Annotated in this window: 11 protein-coding genes; 6 read left to right on the top strand and 5 right to left on the bottom strand. The window is 36.0% G+C overall.

Translation table 11 applies throughout. The annotated features are described in order from the left end of the window. Window positions 1-38: 38 nt before the first annotated feature. On the bottom strand, window positions 39-2,624 hold the full coding sequence (locus tag ACXR6G_RS19360) for a prolyl oligopeptidase family serine peptidase (RefSeq protein WP_458363101.1): 2,586 nt from the start codon (window positions 2,622-2,624) through the stop codon (window positions 39-41). Between the two features lie 235 nt (window positions 2,625-2,859). Here ACXR6G_RS19360 and ACXR6G_RS19355 point away from each other — a divergent pair, with 235 nt between their 5' ends. Continuing rightward, entirely contained in the window at window positions 2,860-5,298 is a 2,439-nt protein-coding gene (locus ACXR6G_RS19355) for a sensor histidine kinase (RefSeq protein WP_458363100.1), read from the top strand. A 61-nt stretch (window positions 5,299-5,359) separates the two neighbouring features. Here ACXR6G_RS19355 and rlmD read toward each other — a convergent pair whose 3' ends face one another. After that, on the bottom strand, window positions 5,360-6,769 hold the full coding sequence (gene rlmD, locus ACXR6G_RS19350; RefSeq protein ID WP_458363099.1) for a 23S rRNA (uracil(1939)-C(5))-methyltransferase RlmD: 1,410 nt from the start codon (window positions 6,767-6,769) through the stop codon (window positions 5,360-5,362). A 203-nt stretch (window positions 6,770-6,972) separates the two neighbouring features. Here rlmD and ACXR6G_RS19345 point away from each other — a divergent pair, with 203 nt between their 5' ends. After that, complete coding sequence (locus tag ACXR6G_RS19345) at window positions 6,973-8,913, top strand: ABC-F family ATP-binding cassette domain-containing protein (protein ID WP_458363098.1); 1,941 nt, start codon at window positions 6,973-6,975, stop codon at window positions 8,911-8,913. Between the two features lie 101 nt (window positions 8,914-9,014). Here the strand turns inward: ACXR6G_RS19345 and pnp are convergent, their stop codons facing one another. From pnp to gcvP, 3 genes are all read right to left on the bottom strand, one after another. Beyond that, window positions 9,015-11,141 carry a polyribonucleotide nucleotidyltransferase gene (gene pnp / locus ACXR6G_RS19340; RefSeq protein ID WP_458363097.1) on the bottom strand — a complete coding sequence of 709 codons (2,127 nt, stop codon included), beginning with the start codon at window positions 11,139-11,141 and terminating at the stop codon, window positions 9,015-9,017. A gap of 105 nt (window positions 11,142-11,246) precedes the next feature. Next, a complete protein-coding gene (gene rpsO / locus ACXR6G_RS19335; protein WP_458363096.1) occupies window positions 11,247-11,516 on the bottom strand; it encodes a 30S ribosomal protein S15 in 270 nt (89 codons plus the stop codon). Window positions 11,517-11,727: 211 nt separating this feature from the next. Continuing rightward, the gene (gene gcvP, locus ACXR6G_RS19330; protein WP_458363095.1) at window positions 11,728-14,619 is read right to left on the bottom strand and encodes an aminomethyl-transferring glycine dehydrogenase; all 2,892 of its coding nucleotides are present in this window, start codon (window positions 14,617-14,619) and stop codon (window positions 11,728-11,730) included. Between the two features lie 342 nt (window positions 14,620-14,961). On the opposite strand from gcvP, the gene bcp reads away from it, so the two are divergent. The 4 genes from bcp to ACXR6G_RS19310 all read left to right on the top strand — a co-directional run bounded on the left by bcp (window position 14,962) and on the right by ACXR6G_RS19310 (window position 20,752). After that, window positions 14,962-15,432, top strand: a complete 471-nt coding sequence (bcp, locus tag ACXR6G_RS19325; RefSeq protein ID WP_458363094.1) for a thioredoxin-dependent thiol peroxidase — start codon at window positions 14,962-14,964, stop codon at window positions 15,430-15,432. 21 nt (window positions 15,433-15,453) lie between these two features. Continuing rightward, window positions 15,454-16,476 carry a recombinase RecA gene (recA, locus tag ACXR6G_RS19320; RefSeq protein ID WP_458363093.1) on the top strand — a complete coding sequence of 341 codons (1,023 nt, stop codon included), beginning with the start codon at window positions 15,454-15,456 and terminating at the stop codon, window positions 16,474-16,476. Window positions 16,477-16,652: 176 nt separating this feature from the next. After that, window positions 16,653-18,758, top strand: coding sequence for an alpha/beta fold hydrolase (locus ACXR6G_RS19315; protein WP_458363092.1), 2,106 nt, complete (start codon window positions 16,653-16,655; stop codon window positions 18,756-18,758). A 308-nt stretch (window positions 18,759-19,066) separates the two neighbouring features. Beyond that, on the top strand, window positions 19,067-20,752 hold the full coding sequence (locus ACXR6G_RS19310) for a hypothetical protein (protein WP_458363091.1): 1,686 nt from the start codon (window positions 19,067-19,069) through the stop codon (window positions 20,750-20,752). Window positions 20,753-20,759 lie beyond the last annotated feature (7 nt).

The following is a 20,759-nucleotide window of genomic DNA, read 5'->3' as shown; positions in this document are numbered from 1 at the left end:
GCATCTGCTTTAAAAACTCTATCTCGAAATGTTATTTTTTAGATGTTTTGATCAGGATATAAAGATTCCCACCATTGGTTTTTATCTTTTAGGTGTTTAGCAAAATATGCAAAAATGGTATTGTTCCACAAAATACGCTGTGTATAATTTAAAATTTGATGATTCTGATCTTTCACTTGAATAAAATCAACCTCTTTACCTAAAAGTTTAAGAGCCTGATACATTTGAATACTTTCACCCAATGGGACATTGGTATCGACACTTCCGTGAATAAGGAGCATAGGAGTTGTTACCTTATCAGCATTGAATAATGGACTTTGATCCACATATAACTTTCGATGACTCCAAGGGAATGATTTTCCAGAAGCATTTATACTATATGTGTAACCCCAGTAACCTTCTCCCCAATATGAGGTGATGTCACTAATTCCTGCATGTGAAATCGCCGCTGCAAAAATATCAGTTCTTGTTTGTAATAACATGGTCATGAATCCTCCATAGGATGCTCCAATACAACCAATTTTTTCAGCCTTAACAAATGAGTGTGATGCAACAAACTTCTTGGTTCCTTCAATAATTTCATCAGCAGTGGTAATTCCCCAATTGTTCTGATGTTCTGCAGAAAATTCTTGACCAAAGCCTGTGGCTCCACTTGGTTGTAGTAAGTAAACCACATAACCCATTGCAGCATATAAATTTAATGGATAGCGACCACCAAAACTTCGCTCTACAGGAACGGTTCCCGCATAGTAATTTACAATCATTGGATACTTCTTATTCGCATCAAAATTTGGTGGATAATAAACACGGCCAATAATTGTTTTACCATCTTTTTTAGTGAAGTTCCAATCTTCAGTTTTTCCAAATTTAACATGATTGAATTTCTCTTTCTCTGGATTAAGCAGATTAGCAGATTCATTCTTGTTCAAATCATAAATGTACGCTTGGTATGGACTTGAAATACTGCAGGCAATATAGGATAGACTAGAACCATTAGATGCGATATCAAAACTCTTAACAACATCGCTTTTGATATTTAATTTCGTGAATGTTTTATCTGATAGATCATATTTAAACAGTCTAACGTAGTCTTTATCATTTGCTTTAAAGTAAATATTACCATCCTTTTTATTCCATTCAGTCTTGCCAATTGCAGGATCGAAATTGTATGAAATTGGATCAACGGCTTTTGTTTTCAAGTCTAGAATATATAACTGGCCATCGTAGTTGTTTGCCATGTTTTGTTTTCCAATATTCTCTCCCAATTTTCCAAAACAAGATGGACCAGCTTGAACCAATATTTTAGAATCATCAGGAGAATACTGGGCGGATCCTCCAAATAATTTATCTTTCCAGATCGTGTCTATCTTGAATGTTTTAAGATTCATTTGATAGAGATTCTGCTTGCTGTAAGGATATTCATTATAGTCAGGTCTCGACTGGGAAAAGATAATATTCTTGCTGTCAGAACTTATGTCATTCAGTTGAGTTGACAATGTACCATGCGTTAACTTTTGTCTAACGCCACTTTCTACATTTAGCTTGTATAAAAAGCTGCGGTATCTAAACCCAGGTAAGCGATCTTCCATTCCTTGAATCTTTCTGATTTTCCATTCCTTGGAATGATCTTTGGCTTGAGAATAGATAATATTCTGGGTATCAGGAGTCCAACTGTAAGATTCAAAATTGGAGATATGCTTAGCAATTTCCCTTTCTTGGCCTTTGTCTAAATCAAAAACAAAAAGAGAAGTTTTCCCATTGTATTTTTTAGAATAAGAAAGTTTGTTGCCTAGTGGTAACCACTTTATTTGCGAAAGACTGCTTCCTCGAAAAGTGTGAATAATTTTACCATCTCGAATCGATTGAACAACTTTCCATCGTTCTGTTTTATCAGATGGAGGTAGGCTACGTGAATATGAAATTAAAGCAAATTCTCTATCAGACGAAAGAACAGATGAGTTTACTTTTTTACCATCAAGAACTTTATTGATCGTAATGAATTGTTCTGCTGAAGTTGAAATTTTAAAGTCATCTTTTTCCCATCCATTCTCAGTTTTCAATTGAACTTTGAATGTGTTGTTTTCATTAAGAGAAAGGGTTTTTATAATAAGGCAGTGTTTACCCGGTTCTATAGCGATATTAGAAATTAGCTCTTTAGCCTCTTTTTCTTGCTGTTTATAGTGTGATGCAATTTTTTTTCCATCCAGGTATATTTCAAGCATTGGGAAAGTCTTCACAATTAGTTTGGCTTTACTCCAATCTTCTACTTCGATATAGCTTGCGTAATAGTTTAAGTGTTTTGCTTTACCATTTGCATCTAAATATCCTTTTTTAGATAGACTAGCTTTGGTCCATTTTAGTTGAAGTTGATTCCAATTTAAAATATCATTCTCTTCAGGTCTTAATTTTTCAATATCGATGTGATTTTCAATAAGTAAATCTTTAAACTGGAAGCTTTTGCTTTCAATATCCAAAGAATTATGAAAGGCTGGCAGTATAACAGAAGCAGCATCTGATTGTAACCAATCTTGTAAGTTAATTGATTCCTTGTCTGTTTTCTTTTTAGCTGAGCTACTCAAGTTGAATATGAGTATTAAACTAAGGATCGATAGAATTCTAGTCATGATTATATTTGTTATTTAAGCTTACTTTAAAAATCAAAATTACGAATTAAACTTACCTTAAAAAAGGACTTTGCTCAAGCTGATTACTTTTTTGTTTTAGGCTTTATTTTACTTGAAAAATAGAGGGTACCATCAGCTAGAACCAATGATTAATATGGAGAGTTATGCTTGAAGTAAAATGTATTCGTTTTTTTATTATATTAGATGGTCACCAATAACCTATACTGTATACCCTATGAGGACGGATTATGATTTTCCACAATTTATTCTTGCGAAGTGGCAAAAGTTAATTGACCTACTTAGTTCAACATTTGATTTGCCAGCGACTCTAATCATGCAGGTGAATAAAGATTCAATGGAAGTTTTTGCTAAGTGTTCTACAGAGGGAAACCCTTATTCTTTGGGTGAATCAGAGGAAATGGTTGGTCTTTATTGTGAGACTGTAGTGAAGAGTAATGCCAAATTATTAGTAGCTAATGCTCTCGCAGATTCAGATTGGGATGATAATCCAGACATTAAACTTGGTATGGTAGCGTATTTAGGTTTCCCTTTAAAATATCCTAATGGAGATATTTTTGGAACGATATGTGTCCTTGATAATAAGGAGAATACCTTTAGTAAAACGATAGAGGATTTTCTTTTACAAGTTAAGGATATAATAGAATTAGATATAATTGCTTATTCCTCTTACGAAAAGACAAGTGAAGGTTTAGAGCAAAATGTGTTTTCTAAGTTTCAAGAGATAGGTTTAAAAAAGGAATCTCTTTTTGAAATTGAATCTGAATTAAATGAACATAAAACTTCATGTAACGTTCTAACAAAAAAAATAAGCCAACTTGATAACGAATTATTGAAACGAGAATCTAAATACGAGACTCTTTTTTCTTCGATGAACGCAGCTTTAGTCGTTTTTGAACCTATTCTGAATTCTGATGGTGATATTTCTAATGCCATATATATTGATATGAATGCTAATAATGAAACTATTATTGGTTATAAGAAAGAGGACGTTATAGGTAAAACTATTTTAGATATTTTCCCAAATCTAGAAGATTTCTGGTTTTCTAAGTTTGATTTTGTTGTTAAGAATAATAAACCAATTAGATTTGAATCTTTTCATAAGGGCTTAGGTAAGTATTTGTCGGTTAATGTGTTTCCTGTAGATGATGGTGCTTTTGCCATATCATATTATGATATTTCGGCACAAGAAATTCTAAAAGAAAAATTAAATGAAAGTGAAAGAAGATATAAAACCATCTTTAACGAAAGTAGCTCGATAATGTTGCTTCTCGATCCTAAATATGGAGGAATTGTTGATGCAAATTCTACTGCATTGAAATTTTATGGTTTTCCTAAAAAGCAGCTCTTAATGATGAATATGCATGATATTAATATCATGTCAACTGAAGCTCTTCAGACAGAGATTGATTTAGTTACCCAAAAAAAGAAGAATCATTTCCAGTTTAAACATCAATTGGCAAATGGTGATATACGTGATGTAGAGGTTTATTCGGGTACAATTATTGCAGATGGGCAAACATTATTACATTCTGTTATTCATGATGTAACAGAGAGTAGAATTGCTTTAGAGGAGGTGAATCGATTATCAATGGCAGTTGAACAGAGCCCTATTGCTATCTCGATGACAAACCTAGATGGTGATGTGACTTATTGCAATCCAAAACATTGCGAATTGACGGGTTATACTAATGAGGAAATTGTTGGAATGAATCCAAGGATTCTGAAATCTGGAAAATTCTCAAAGAAAGAATATCAAATTTTATGGGAAACAATTTCATTAGGAGGGAAGTGGAGTGGTGAATTCTTTAATAAAAAAAAAGATGGTAGTTATTACTGGGAGTTGGCATCCATTGCATCTATTAAAAATGATAAAGGTGAAATTGTAAATTACATTAAATTTGGAGAGGACATATCGGATAGAAAACGATTAGAGAATCAATTAAGTCACTCAATATTAAAGGCGGAAGAAAGTGATAAACTGAAAACATCTTTTTTGTCGAATTTGAGTCATGAAGTCAGAACGCCTTTAAATGGAATATTGGGCTTTACTAATCTGATGCTTTCTGATGATATCACAGATGAAGAACGAAGAGATTATGGTGCTTTTGTTGAGTCATCGGGAAATCAGTTATTGATGATGATGGATAATATCCTTAAAATATCAATGATAGAAGTAGAGAGAATGAGTGTTAAATTTTCAACTTTTAATATACATGAACTGCTTCTCGAAATTGAGGCTTATTATTCAAGTGAAATTATTGAAAAAGGATTGGAATTAATGATTGACTGTAATTGTAAATCTTTAATTAGAAATGATTCAAAAAGAGTTCGTCAAGTTTTAGATAGTTTAATTCGAAATGCTATAAAATTCACTGCTCAAGGTAAAATTATCATAAAGGCTGAATGTAGTAATAACATGCTCTTGCTGTCTGTTCAAGATACAGGTATTGGTATTGAATCTCATGACCATGAAGCAATATTTGATCGATTTAGGCAGGTTGATGGTTTTTCGACAAGAGAATTTGAAGGATCTGGACTTGGTTTAGCAATTTCTAAAGAGATTGTAACATTGCTCGGTGGTGAAATATGGTTAGAGTCCAAAATAGGCAAAGGGGCAAAATTCATATTTACAATCCCCAATATAATTGGATAATTGAATACAGACTAAATTATAAAAGAAAAGCCGAAACTTAATCGTTTCGGCTTTTGTTTATTTATCGTTTTTCCATCAGCACTATATTCTCCACATGATGTGTATGTGGGAACATATCTACTGCTTGAATCTTTGTTACTTTATACGCATGATCCATCATTTCTAAATCGCGAGCTTGTGTGGCTGAGTTACAACTCACATATACGATTCTATTTGGAGCCGCCTGCAGAATGGTTTTAACCACATCGACGTGCATACCCGCTCTTGGTGGATCCACAATCATCATATCTGGGTGACCATGTTCAGTAATGAATTCAGCATTCAATACGTCTTTCATGTCTCCAGCAAAGAAAGCAGTGTTGTCAATTCCGTTGATTTCAGAATTCAATTTAGCATCTTCGATTGCATCTGGTACATACTCAATACCAATTACTTTTTTAGCCTGACGAGCTACAAAGTTGGCAATGGTTCCTGTCCCCGTATATAAATCGTAAACAACCTCGTCCTTTTGGATGTTAGCAAATTCACGTGTTTTACTATAAAGTTCGTAAGCTTGTTCCGAGTTAGTTTGGTAGAATGATTTTGGTCCAATTTTGAACTTTAAATCTTCCATTTGCTCGAAAATATGATCTATGCCTTTGTATAAAATCACATCTTGATCACCAATAGTATCGTTGCCTTTTTCGTTTATAACGTACATCAATGAAGTAATCTCAGGGAATTTATCAGCTAAGTGAGCCATAAGACCTTCACGTTTCTCCACGTCTTCGTGATAGAAAACAACAATAACCATCACATCACCTGTAGTAGATGTCCTAATTATCAAAGTACGCAGGAAACCTACCTGACCACGAATATCGAAGAAGCTTAAGTCATTAGCAAATGCATATTCCTTTATTGCTAAACGAACTGCATTAGAAGGCTCAGCTTGTAGGTGACATTTGTTGATATCAACGATTTTGTCAAAAAGGCGAGGCACGTGAAAACCTAATGCTGGTGTGCGAGTTATTTCATCGTCACTATTAACTTCATCAAAGGTTAAATAACGCTTGCTCGAGAAAGTGAATTCAAGTTTGTTACGGTAAAATTTTGTTTTAGCTGAAGGCAAAATAGGATTAGCTTCTGGCAAATCAATTTTTCCAATTCGACTTAAATTATCAAGAACCTCTTGTTGCTTGAATTTAAGTTGCTCCTCGTAAGGCAAGTTTTGCCATTTACAACCACCACAAATTCCAAAATGCTCACAAAAAGCATCTACTCTTAAGTCGGAATATTTGTGAAATACAACAGGATGACCTTCCATAAAACTTTTACGTTTTTTTGTCACCTGCACATCCACAACATCACCAGGTATCACGTTGGTTACAAACACAACTTTCTCATCTACCTTGGCAATGGCCTTTCCTTCGGCTGCTAACTTTATAATTTCAACGTTTTCCAGTAAGGGTTTTTTCTTTCTATTTCTTCCCACTTTGTATTTCTTTAAAGATTTGGCTGCAAATATATAACAAATAGTACTTAGAGTTTATAAGTTATAAGTTATAAGTACTTAAAGTTGAAAATCATTTTAAGGAGCTGCAATTTTAAGTATTAATAAGTACTCATGGCACTTTAAATACTTTAGGCACTATTTTACTATCTTTGCCGCCCTAACATATAAACAATTCGTTGTCCATGATATCAATTAATAATCTCATAGTAGAGTTTGGTGGTTTTACACTTTTTAAAGACGTTACTTTTATCGTTAATTCTCGTGACCGTATTGGTTTGGTAGGAAAAAATGGTGCCGGTAAATCAACTCTTTTGAAAATATTTGCCGGGCATCAGGAACCTACGAAAGGTACCGTAAGCATTCCCAATGAGATTAAGATCGGTTATTTGCCTCAGCAGATGAATCATGAAGATGGACGAACTGTTCTTGAGGAATCTATGACAGCTTTTGAAGAGGTGATTCAATTGGAAAAGGAGATTGCTCAGGTTAATAACCAAATTGCAGAACGTACCGATTATGAATCGGAATCCTATATGAAATTGATTAATCGTTTGACAGAAAAAAACGATAGGTTTCATATGATGGGAGGAGAGAATATTCAGGCAGAAGCAGAACGTACGCTTCTTGGTCTTGGATTCTTACGTAAGGATTTTACACGTCAGACCAATGAGTTTTCGGGTGGATGGCGTATGCGAATCGAATTGGTGAAGATTTTACTTCGTCGACCTAATGTTTTTCTTCTCGATGAGCCGACTAACCACTTGGATATTGAATCGATTCAATGGTTAGAAGATTTCTTGAAAACCTATCCAGGTGCTGTTGTTTTGGTTTCTCACGATAGAGCTTTTCTTGATGCGATCACTAACCGTACGGTTGAGATTTCGGTTGGTAAAATATATGATTATAAAGTATCGTACACAGAGTATATACAGTTGCATGCTGAGCGACGTGAGCAACAACAGAAGGCCTTCGTTAATCAGCAAAAGATGATTAAAGAGACTGAAGATTTTATTTCGCGTTTTAGATATAAGGCGAGCAAATCTGTTCAGGTGCAATCACGAGTTAAACAACTTGAAAAAGTTGATCGTATTGAAATTGATGAGGTTGATAATACGAAGCTAAGTTTGAAATTCCCACCAGCACCTCGTTCAGGCGATTTGGTTTGTCAAGTTAAGGGCTTAAGTAAATCTTATGGCGATAACTTGGTTTTAAATGACCTTGAATTTGTAATTGAACGTGGTGAGAAACTTGCTTTTGTTGGTAAGAATGGTGAAGGTAAATCAACCCTTGTCAAAGTGTTGATGGGTGAAGTTGATCATACAGGAATATGCAAGCTCGGTCATAATGTTAAAATTGGATATTTTGCTCAAAACCAGGCTATGATGCTTGATGAGAATAAAACGGTTTTCGATACCATCGATGATGTTGCAGTAGGTGATGTAAGAACCAAAATTCGTGATATTCTTGGTGCATTCATGTTTGGAGGCGAGGATATCGACAAAAAAGTAAAAGTATTGTCAGGAGGAGAGCGTTCACGTTTGGCTATGGTTCGTCTTTTGCTTGAGCCAGTTAACTTACTTGTTCTCGATGAGCCGACCAATCACCTCGATATGAAATCGAAGGATGTGTTGAAAGAAGCACTGCTTAAATTCGATGGAACTGTTATTGTTGTTTCTCACGATAGAGAATTCCTTGATGGATTATCTTCTAAGGTTTATGAATTTACCAATAAGCAAGTAAAAGAGCATTTGGGTGGTATATATGCCTTTCTTCAGAATAAGAAGATGGATAATATGCGTGAGCTTGATAGAAAAAAACAAGTCGCAAGTGAAGCAAAAGTAGATGTCGTTGTATCGGATAATAAATTGAATTACCTTGAGCGTAAGGAGATGAATAAGCAGATTTCTAAACTTGAGAGAGCTGTGTCTAAGTGTGAAGAAATGATTGCTGAATATGAGGAGAAGATCGTCGAAATTGAGGCCTTATTAACTGATCCGAAGAACCAAGATCAGGAAACATTTAAGGCTTACGATGAGGCTAAAAAGAGCCTTGAAGATGAAATGACGAATTGGGAGAATAAGAATGAAGAACTTGAGAACTTGATCATTGAAAAAGGTGAATAAGTCAACCAATTAAAATATTATTGATCAAACTCTGATCATTAGATATGAAAAAAGCCCGATGTGAATCGGGCTTTTCTTTTATAGTAGACTAGAGTGAATTTCTAGTTTTTCTCTGGTTTTGGTAATAAAGCTTTTCTTGAAAGTTTCAATTTACCTGTCTTAGGATCGATACCGATAAGTTGTACTTCAACAATATCTCCTTCTTTCAACACTTCGTCAACTGTATTTAGTCTACGGTGCTCGATTTCAGAAATATGAAGTAAACCATCTTTACCAGGAAGAACTTCAACGAAAGCACCAAAAGCAACAATCGACTTCACTTTTCCTTTGTAAATTGTTCCTACTTCAGGAACTGCAGTGATACCTTTGATACGACCTAATGCAATATCAATTGCTTCTCTGTTATTAGCTGAAATATCAACATGACCTTTTCCGTCAACTTCTTCGATAACGATAACCGCACCTGAAGTTTCTTGAATCTCTTGAATAATCTTACCACCGGGTCCGATTACAGCACCAATCATTTCCTTAGGAATAACTAGGGATACAATTCTTGGAGCGTGATCTTTAAGATCTTCTCTTGGAGCTTCGATAGTCTCAGCAATCTTATCTAAGATATGAAGACGACCTGCGCGAGCTTGCATCAATGCTTGCTCTAACACTTCATAAGGAAGTCCGTCTACTTTAATGTCCATTTGAGTCGCAGTAATACCATCTCTAGTACCTGTTACTTTAAAGTCCATATCACCCAAGTGATCTTCATCACCTAGAATATCCGAAAGAATAGCATATTTCTCAGCACCTTCAGTAGAGATGAGTCCCATTGCGATACCCGAAACTGGTTTCTTCATTTGGATACCTGAATCCATAAGTGCTAATGTACCTGCACAAACAGTAGCCATTGAAGACGATCCGTTTGACTCAAGAATATCCGAAACAATACGAATTGCATAAGGACACTCATCAGGAAGCATATTTTTAAGAGCACGATGTGCTAGGTTACCATGACCAACCTCACGACGAGAAAGTCCACGAGAAGGACGAGCATCACCCGTTGAGAAAGGAGGGAAGTTATAGTGAAGTGTAAATTTCTCTTTTCCACGGAAAAGTACATCATCAATCATCTTCTCATCTAACTTAGTACCTAATGTTACTGAAGTTAAAGATTGAGTTTCGCCACGAGTAAACACAGCAGAACCGTGAGCATTTGGAAGGTAATCAATCTCAGACCAGATAGGACGAATCTCGTCAGTCTTACGACCATCTAAACGAACCTTATCTTCAAGAACCATTTCGCGAATAGCATCTTTTTCCACATCGTGGAAATAGCGTCCGATTAGGCTCATGTTAACCTCTGAAGCATCTTTGCCTTCTGAGTATTCAGCAACAAACTCTTCTTTTACAGCTGCAAATGAAGCTGAACGTTCGTGTTTGTTAGGGTTTTGAAGTCTTGCAACTTCTAATACTTTTGCATAAGTTTTGTCAGCGATTAACTGGCGAAGTTCTTCATCGCTTTCTTCGTGACAATAAACTCTTTTAGTTGTGTTTCCAACCGCTTCAGCTAATTCAACTTGAGCTTGACATTGGATTTTAATTGCTTCGTGAGCCACTTTGATAGCTTCAAGCATTTCTGCTTCCGAAACTTCGTGCATCTCACCTTCAACCATCATGATATTATCCATGGTTGCAGCAACCATAATTTCCATATCAGCAAGAGCTAAATTCTCGCGAGTTGGATTAATCATGAATTCGCCATTGACTCTAGCCACACGAACCTCAGAAATAGGCTCAAGGAATGGAATGTCAGATACTGCAATAGCTGCAGAAGCTGCAAGACCAGCAAGGGCATCAGGCATGTCGTTTGCATCAACAGAAATCAAGCTAATTGATACGAATGTATCAGCGTGATAATCTGAAGGGAATAATGGACGTAGGGCACGATCCACAAGACGACATACTAAAATTTCATAGTCAGAAGGACGACCTTCTCTTTTCATGAATCCACCAGGGAAACGACCTAGTGCAGCATATTTCTCTTTGTAGTCTACTGACAAAGGCAAAAAGTCAACATCTTGCTTTGCATTTTTTGCAGATACTACAGTAGCTAACAACATGGTCTTACCCATTTTTACTACAACAGCTCCATCAGCTTGTTTTGCTAATTTACCTGTTTCAATTGTGATGGACCTTCCATCACCTAATTCAATTGTTTTTTCGATTACATTCATCATTTGTAGTTTTATTCAAACTTATATTCGGATAAGGCTAGATGTTACCATTCTTAAATAAAAAAAGCAATCCCGATTGCTCAGGATTGCTAATATTATAAGATATTACTTACGCATTTTTAATGCCAAAATAATAGCACGGTATCTTTCAATATCTTTTGCTTTTAAGTAATCCAATAGGCTTCTTCTTTTACCTACTAGTAATTGCAGCGCACGTTGGGTACTGTAATCTTTTCTATTTTTCTTTAAATGCTCTGTTAAGTGGGCAATACGGTAAGAAAATAAAGCGATCTGAGATTCTGCAGCCCCAGTGTCTTTATTAGACTTTCCGTATTGTTCGAAAAGCTCTTGTTTTTTTTCTGCTGATAAATACATAGTACTTAAAATTAAATTGTTATTGTATGAACTATTAATTTGGCAAAAGTAAGGATTTATTTTTATAAATCAATAAGCTTGCTTTGTTGTTTTTTCTGAGAAACTTAAAGCCCTCAATAAAGAGGAAAATTAAGTTCGATTATAATAAAAATAGAAGCCTCGAAACAGTGCTTCGAGGCTTCTGATTATATGAATTGTGTTGTCATAGAAATTATTCTACTTCAACATGCTCTTCGATATAGTTTTCAAGAGGTTCACAAGTACACATTAAGTTTCTATCTCCATGAGCATCGTCAACACGAGATACTGATGGCCAGAACTTATTGTCAGCCACCCATTTCAATGGGTAAGCTGCTTTCTTACGTGAATATGAATGGTTCCACTCATCAGCAGTTAATACCATATGAGTATGTGGAGCGTGCTTAAGAACGTTGTCCTGAGCATCAGCAACACCATCTTCAATTTCCTTCATTTCGCCATTGATTCGAGCCAATGCTTCAACGAAACGATCAAGTTCTTCTAGTGGCTCACTTTCAGTAGGCTCTACCATAAGTGTCCCGTGAACTGGGAAAGAAAGAGTAGGCGCGTGGAAACCGTAGTCCATCAAACGCTTCGCAATATCACCATCAGTAATACCAACAGTTTTATTAAACTCTCTACAGTCGAAAATCATTTCGTGACCTACACGACCTTTATCTCCTTTGTAAAGAATCTTGAAACCAAGTTTTTCGAATGAAGAAGCAAGGTAGTTAGCATTTAGGATAGCCATCTTAGTAACTTCCTCTAAACCGTCGGTACCCAACATAGCGATATAGCCGTAAGTAATAGGCAATACACTAGCCGATCCGAAAGGAGCAGCAGCTACAGCAGTAATAGCATTTTTACCACCAGTTTCAATCACTTTGTGTGAAGGTAAGAATTGAACCAAGTGTTCAGCAACACCAATAGGACCAACTCCAGGACCACCACCACCGTGAGGAATAGCAAATGTTTTATGTAAGTTCAAGTGACAAACGTCAGCGCCAATAGCACCTGGGTTTGTTAATCCAACTTGAGCATTCATATTAGCACCATCCATATAAACCTGTCCACCATTTTCGTGAATCAAGTTCATCATTTCTTTGATACCTGTTTCGAATACACCATGTGTAGAAGGGTAGGTAATCATGTATGCACATAAATTATCCTTATGCTTCTCAGCTTTAGCTTTTAGGTCTTCGAAATCAACATTACCTTTTTCATCACACTTAACAACGACTACTTTCATACCAGCCATTGTTACTGTAGCTGGGTTAGTACCGTGAGCCGAAGCAGGAATCAATACTACATTTCTATGACCTTCGCCACGAGAAATATGGTATTCACGAATAACTAATAAACCCGTGTACTCACCAGCAGCACCAGAATTAGGCTGTAGTGTGCATCCAGAAAAACCTGTGATTACAGATAACCATTGCTCAAGTTCAGTTATAATTTGAGTATAACCATCAGCTTGATTAATCGGAATGAATGGGTGAAGTCCACCAAATTCAGGCCAACTAAGAGGAAGCATTTCAGCAGCAGCATTCAATTTCATAGTACAAGAACCTAAAGAGATCATCGAAGTGTTTAGTCCGATATCTTTTTTCTCAAGGTTTTTGATGTAACGCATCATTGCTGTTTCAGAATGGTAGCGGTTGAATACATCTAATGTAAGGTATTCGCTTTTACGAGCTAATTTCTCATCGAAAAATAGCTTCTCTTCCATTGCTGTTAGAACAACTTCAGCTTTGTTAGCTGCTTTTGCGAAAATATTTAGAATCGCATTTAATTCTGCATCGCTAATCTTCTCATCAGTAGAAATACCAATAGTTGTATCATTGATATATCGGAAGTTCATCTCTTTCTCAAGAGCTGCAGTACGAATTGCGTCCATTGAAACACCAGCAGGTAATACAATCTCAAGTGTATCGAAATAGTTCTCGATATTTTGAGTGTAACCCAATGCTTTTAATCCTTCAGAAAGGAAACCAGCTGCTGAGTGAATATGCGTAGCAATACGTTTGATTCCTTTTTGTCCGTGATAAGTCGCGTAAAAGCCAGCCATTGTAGCTAAAAGAGCCTGAGCTGTACAGATATTTGATGTTGCTTTTTCACGTTTGATATGCTGCTCTCGTGTTTGAAGAGCTAAACGAAGTGCTGGGTTGCCTTGAGCATCTTTGGTTACACCAATGATACGTCCGGGAATAGTACGTTTGTAAGCTTCACGACAAGCCATGAAAGCTGCGTGAGGACCACCATATCCCATAGGAACACCAAAACGCTGAGAAGAACCTACAACGATATCAGCTCCCCACTCTCCAGGAGCAGTAAGTAAAGCTAAACTCATAAGATCGGCAGCAACAGCAACTAATGCATCAGTTCCGTGCGCTTTCTCTACGAATTCCGTGTAATCTTCAACACTACCATTGGCAGCAGGATATTGGATGATAGATCCGAATACTGCATCAGTAAATTCGAAAGTTTTGTAATCACCAACAACAAGTTCAATGCCTAGAGGCTTCGAACGAGTAACAAGTACATCTAGTGTTTGAGCAAAAATGTTTTCGTCAACAAAAAGAATATTGGCATTAGCCTTTTTCTTTGCTCTTGAACGTAAACTATGCATCATATACATGGTTTCGCCTACAGCAGTTGCTTCATCAAGAAGAGAGCTATTTGCCAAATCCATCTTGGTTAGATCCAACACTACAGTTTGAAAGTTCAAAAGAGCTTCCAATCTTCCTTGAGAAACTTCAGCTTGGTATGGAGTATAAGGTGTATACCACCCTGGATTTTCCAATACATTGCGAAGAATCACTGGAGGAGTGATCGTGTCATAATAGCCTTGACCAATAAATGTTCTGAATAATTTATTTTTAGCAGCAATACCTTTTATTTTCGCTAGATATTCATTTTCAGTTAAAGCTTCTGGAAGATCCAAAGCTTTAGTTAAACGAATATCAGAAGGGATTGTTTCTTCAATTAGGGCATCTAACGAGGATGCGCCAACAGTTTCCAACATTGTTTTAATATCCCCATTGCGAGGTCCAATGTGACGGGAAACAAACTTTTCGGTTGCCATATTCTTGTAAAAATTTTAGTGTTTGTGTAATAAAGATTCACCTTAATTTGCGTGCGTAAATGTAGCAAAAGATTTAGGATTACATCGATTGCAATTTAGAAATAACTTTTCTGTTTTTCAACATTTCTTTTGTCTGAAAACAAGAAGTTTAGTGCAACTTTTGTTCATAATTATTTGATGATAACTGATGATTTTCTTTATCTTCATGCAGCTTTTGTTATTAGGATGTCAAAAGCGAGCTGGATTAGACGATTGAGATGTGTTATTTTTTTAGATTTCTTGTGCTCAAATATTAAAGGCTAATCTATTTTTAATGGTATATTTGTAATTCAATTTTTCAAAATGATAGAACTAAAAGAAGGCGATAAAGCCCCAGAATTCTCTGGTGTAAATCAAGATGGTAAAGTTTTGAAATTATCTGATTTTAAGGGGAAAAGATTGATTCTATACTTTTACCCTAAAGATAATACGCCCGGATGTACTGCAGAGTCGTGTAATTTGAACGAAAATTACGATGAACTAACAAAGCATGGTTTCGAGGTTATAGGCGTGAGTCCAGATGAAGCTGGAAAGCATCAGAAATTTATTGCCAAATATGATTTGGCTTTTAATTTGATTGCTGATACTGAAAAGGAAATGCTACAAGCTTATGGTGCTTGGGGAGAGAAGAAACTCTATGGTAAAGTTTACGATGGTGTTTTGCGATCAACATTTATTATTTCAGGAGATGGGGTGATTGAAAAGATCTTTAAAAAGGTTAAAACGAAAGATCATACCAATCAGATTTTAACAGAATTGAATATTCAATTTTAAAAATTTATAATACATATAGATATGGCAACTAAAGATATTGCAGACATTAATAAGGAAAAGCTGAAAGCACTACAGTTAACCATGGATAAAATTGATAAAACCTACGGTAAAGGTGCTATCATGAGAATGGGTGATGAGGCTGTAGTTGATTTGCCAGCTATTTCATCGGGTTCACTTTCGTTGAATATGGCTTTGGGAGTGGGTGGTTATCCTCAGGGACGTGTTATCGAAATTTATGGACCTGAATCATCAGGAAAGACAACATTAGCAATTCACGCTATGGCTGAAGTTCAGAAAGCTGGTGGTATAGCCGCTTTTATCGATGCTGAGCATGCTTTCGATCGTTTTTATGCTGAAAATTTAGGTGTAGATATTGAGAATTTATTGATTTCTCAACCAGATAACGGTGAGCAAGCTCTTGAGATTGCTGATCAGTTAATTCGTTCATCAGCTGTTGATTTGGTTGTGATTGACTCTGTTGCAGCTTTAACGCCTAAGGCGGAAATTGAAGGTGAAATGGGTGAATCTAAGATGGGATTACAAGCTCGTTTGATGTCACAAGCTTTGCGTAAGCTTACTGGGAATATCAGTAAGACGAATACAACTTGTATGTTTATTAATCAGTTGCGTGAAAAAATTGGTGTGATGTTCGGGAATCCAGAAACTACAACTGGTGGTAATGCACTTAAATTTTACGCATCGGTTCGTTTGGATATTCGTCGTATTGGTCAGATTAAAGATGGTGATGATATTCAAGGTAACCGTACACGTGTTAAGGTTGTGAAAAATAAGGTTGCACCTCCTTTCCGTAAAGCTGAATTTGATATCATGTATGGTCAGGGAATCTCTAAAACAGGTGAAATTGTTGATCTTGGAGTTGACTACAATATTATCAAGAAAAGTGGATCATGGTTCTCTTATGGTGAGGTGAAGCTTGGTCAAGGTCGTGAGGCTGTTAAGCGTTTGATTTCTGATAATGTAGAGCTGGCTGAAGAGTTGGAAGCTAAAATTGTTGAAGCTATTAATGCGCCTAAGGAAAACTAATTCTAAGGAAATATATATATAAGCTTTATTAGAATATAAGGGTTCTCAATTTAAATTGAGAACCTTTTCTTTTATTGTATGCTTCGGTTTAGATCAAAATAATGAGACAAATTAATTTAATCGTATTTTTGTTATAATTTTACGAGGCAAATTAAAACTCACTAACAACGTTAATAATGAAAAATAAACATTTATTAATTGGTTTGGCACTAATCACAGGAATGTCGTCATGTCAAGAAGCGACTACTGCTGATAAAAAAAGCGAAACGGATAATCAATCTTACCGTACGCCAAAAACCAAATTAGCTTCAGATCGCATGACACCAGAGGTTTTGTGGTCGTTTGGACGTATGGGTGGAGAAAGTATCTCGCCTGATGAAAAAACAGTAGTTTATGGCGTGACTTACTTTAATAAAGAAGAAAATAAATCTTACAGAGATCTTTATACACTTCCAGTTGCAGGAGGAGAAGCAACTCAAATTACCAATACTAAAGGTAAAGAATGGGGAGAGCGTTGGACTAAAGATGGTCAGATAGCATTTCTTTCAGCTGAAAGTGGATCGGTTCAGGTTTGGGAAATGAATCCTGATGGAACAGGTCGTAAGCAGTTGACTGATATTGAAGATGGAATTAACGATTTTAAGTTTTCTCCAGACGAATCGAAAGTGTTATTCTCAAAAGAGGTAAAGCTTGAAGAAAATGTACAGGATAAGCACCCTGATTTACAAAAATCAAATGGTCGTGTTATTGGTGACGAATTTTATCGTCATTGGGATCATTGGGTAGAAACTTATACTCATATTTTTGTTGCTGATTTCAATAAAGGAACTGCGTTGAAAGCAGGTAAGGATATTATGGAAGGTGAAAAGTGGGAAGCTCCTGTTCGTCCTTGGGGTGGTATTGAGCAAGTAAACTGGACTGTTGATGGCCAGAATATTGCTTACTCTTCTCGTAAGAAGTACGGTCAGGAATATGGTCTTTCTACTAATACAGATATCTACTTCTATAACCTGGAAAGTGGAGAAACTAAGAATATGACCAAAGGTATGATGGGTTATGACAACAATCTGACTTTTTCGCCTGATGGAAAATATATGGCTTGGGAAAGCATGGAGCGTGAAGGTTATGAAGCAGATCAGATTCGTTTATTCGTAATGGATTTGAAGACTGGTGAGAAAACCTATATGACTAAAGGTTTCGATCAGAATGCAGAGCATTTAACTTGGACTAAGGATAGTAAGTCTATCTACTTTATTTCGGACTGGCATGCAACTGACGAGATTTACCGTATGGATATGGCCGATGGTAAGATTAATAAAATTACTGAAGGTGTTCACAATTATCAATCAATACATCCTGTTGGTGATAAGTTGATTGCTAAGCGTGTATCTATGAGTAAGCCTGCTGAGTTGTATAGTGTTGATGCGAAGACGGGTGATGCTGATGAGATTTCATTCATAAACAAGCATATCCTTGATCAATTGAGCATGGGTTCAGTTGAAAAGAGATGGGTGAAGACGACTGATGGTAAGCAAATGTTGGTATGGGTAATTAAGCCTCCTCATTTTGATGAGAATAAGAAATATCCAGCTCTTCTTTATTGCCAGGGTGGACCACAAGGAACTGTTTCTCAATTTTGGAGTTACCGTTGGAATTTCCAGATGATGGCTTCAAACGACTATGTTATTGTTGCTCCTAACCGTAGAGGATTACCGGGTTTTGGTAAAGAATGGTGTGAGCAAATTTCAGGAGATTATGGCGGACAGAACATGAAGGATTATCTTTCGGCAATTGATAATGTGAAAGCAGAAAAGTATGTTGATGAAGACCGTTTAGGTTGCGTTGGTGCATCTTATGGTGGGTTTTCAACTTTCTGGTTAGCTGGTCATCACGAAAAACGTTTCAAAGCATTTATTGCTCACGATGGTATGTTTAATCTTGAAGCTCAGTATTTGGAAACAGAGGAAATGTGGTTTGTGAATTGGGATCTTGGAGGTTCTTATTGGGATAAAAAGAACAAGATTGCTCAGCGTTCTTACGCTAATTCGCCACATAATTTTGTTGACAAATGGGATACGCCAATCATGGTGATTCATGGAGAAAAGGATTATCGTATTGTTGCTTCACAAGGTATGCAGGCGTTTAATGCCGCACGCTTGAGAGGTATACCTGCTAAATATCTTTACTTTCCAGAAGAAAATCATTGGGTGCTTGGTGTTCAGAATGGTATCTTATGGCAGCGTGAATTTGCTAGCTGGTTAGATAAGTGGTTAAAGAAGTAGGTTTAGTTCTACATTAAAATACTGAAACTCGCTGTTGGTTTTGTGTTATAAAAGACACGATTCTAGCAGCGAGTTTCTTTTTGTATTAGTTGAATCAGTTTAGTAGTTAGTTCATTAGTTTGAAAATGAATAATTTGATTTTGCCCTTTATGTATTTTGGTTTTAATAGGAATTGAATAAATATAAGTGCCTTATCCTTATGAGCATATTTATTTTTCTTTTGAAAATTATTGTTACCTTACCTAATGGTAATTTTAGCCTTCTGAGTTTGATGAGAGAGGGTATTGTGTTGATTATAATATAATTAAATGAATACTATGAATCGAGCTTGTATCTGTTTGTTGATTCTAACGATGTTTTTTTCATATTCTGCTTATTCTCGTTCTGTTGGGAATGAATGTTACGTTGTGGAAATCAATCAAAATATGATTGCTTTAGACAATGGAAATGTTTTATTTTCAGATACTTTAACGCAATCAAATACTTTGATTCGTCGTCATTCTCAAGAGAAGGATTCAACAGGAATACGCTACACTAAAAAATACAATTACAATAATTTTCCTTTTTTTAATTTTAGAATTAGCAAGAAGAAGGTTTATCACAAATTATCTGAATTTAATTCTGAGCAGGCAAAGGAATTGTTTGTTTTGGCTAAAAATGATCAATTTAATAGCGATAGTTTATCTCGTGAAGTCAGTCTTTTATATACCAAGCAAAGTGTTTATTCTGGAGTAGATAAAGATCTATTTAAACGTAGAGTTCTCGATTTACAGCAAAGATCTTCTGACTTGAAAAGTAATGCAGCTCAGAAAGCAAAACATGCTTTGGTTTTAGAACAAACATCAGGGAAAGCACCAACACTAATTTTGGCTGCAACTCAAGAAACGACTACTCCCGAATATAAAGGGGGATCAAAAGCGATTGAAAATCAGAAAGCCTCAAAAGCTAAGGGAGCAGATGCTGTGTTAGTAAAGGAAGTTAAAACACAAACTTTTGAAGATGACACAGAACTAGAGCTTAGTCCTCAAGTTGATGAAGGTGGTTATTTAGATTACGAATATGAGTATTGCTTTCAAGTAGCTGTCTTTGATAAGAGACCGACTAATGACTTTTATAAAGGCATGGGTTTTATTAAGGAGGAAATTGTTGATGGAGGCAAGTCATTCCGATATTTAACGGGTTCATATAGGACTTATGCCAAGGCAAATAGCTTTAAAGCTCAAATTAAAACTGTTTTTCCAGCGGCCTTTATTGTTGTATATAAAAATGGTATTAGAACAAGCATGAAAGATGCTATTGCAATAACTGATCAGGTTTCACCTAATCAAACTTCGAGCTCTACCCCTCAATTATCGAATGAAATTACTGGGGAAGTCACTTATCGTGTTCAAATTGGTGTTTTTGCCGGTGAAATTCCCGAAAAGTTGAATACAACTATGGAGAAATACCAAGCCTTTGGATCATTCTATGAGAAACGATCTGATGGAAAGATTGTTTGTACAATTGGTCGCTTTAAGTCTCTTGGTGAGGTGGCAAGTTTAAAGCAGAAATTGCAAGATGCTGGTTATTCTGATGCTTTTACTGTAGCATATAGCGGGCAGGAACGAGTATCCTTACAGGCAAGTATTAAGAAAACAGAACCAACGAATGAACCTGTCACTAAAGCTAAAAGTGACGTGAAGGTTGATAAAGAACCGCTTACTGAAGATGATTTAGTAGGTGATATTAATTTCCGAGTTCAAATTGGCGTTTTTGCCAATGGTGTACCCGATAAGGTTAGTTCATTAATGAATAAATATAAAGCTTTTGGAAGCTCGGCGGTAAAACAAGCTAATGGTAAAATAGTTTGTACAATTGGGCATTTTGATTCAATTGCTGATGCAGGTGTATTAAAGAAAAAGCTCTATAAGGAAGGTTTTACAGATATTTTTACTGTGGCCTATACGGGAAATAAGAGAATTTCAATTCAAGACGCCATACGTTTGATAAAATAAAGAGACG

It is taken from the genome of Ancylomarina sp. YFZ004 (assembly GCF_054254355.1).
This window is presented reverse-complemented; position numbering and strand designations above follow the sequence as displayed.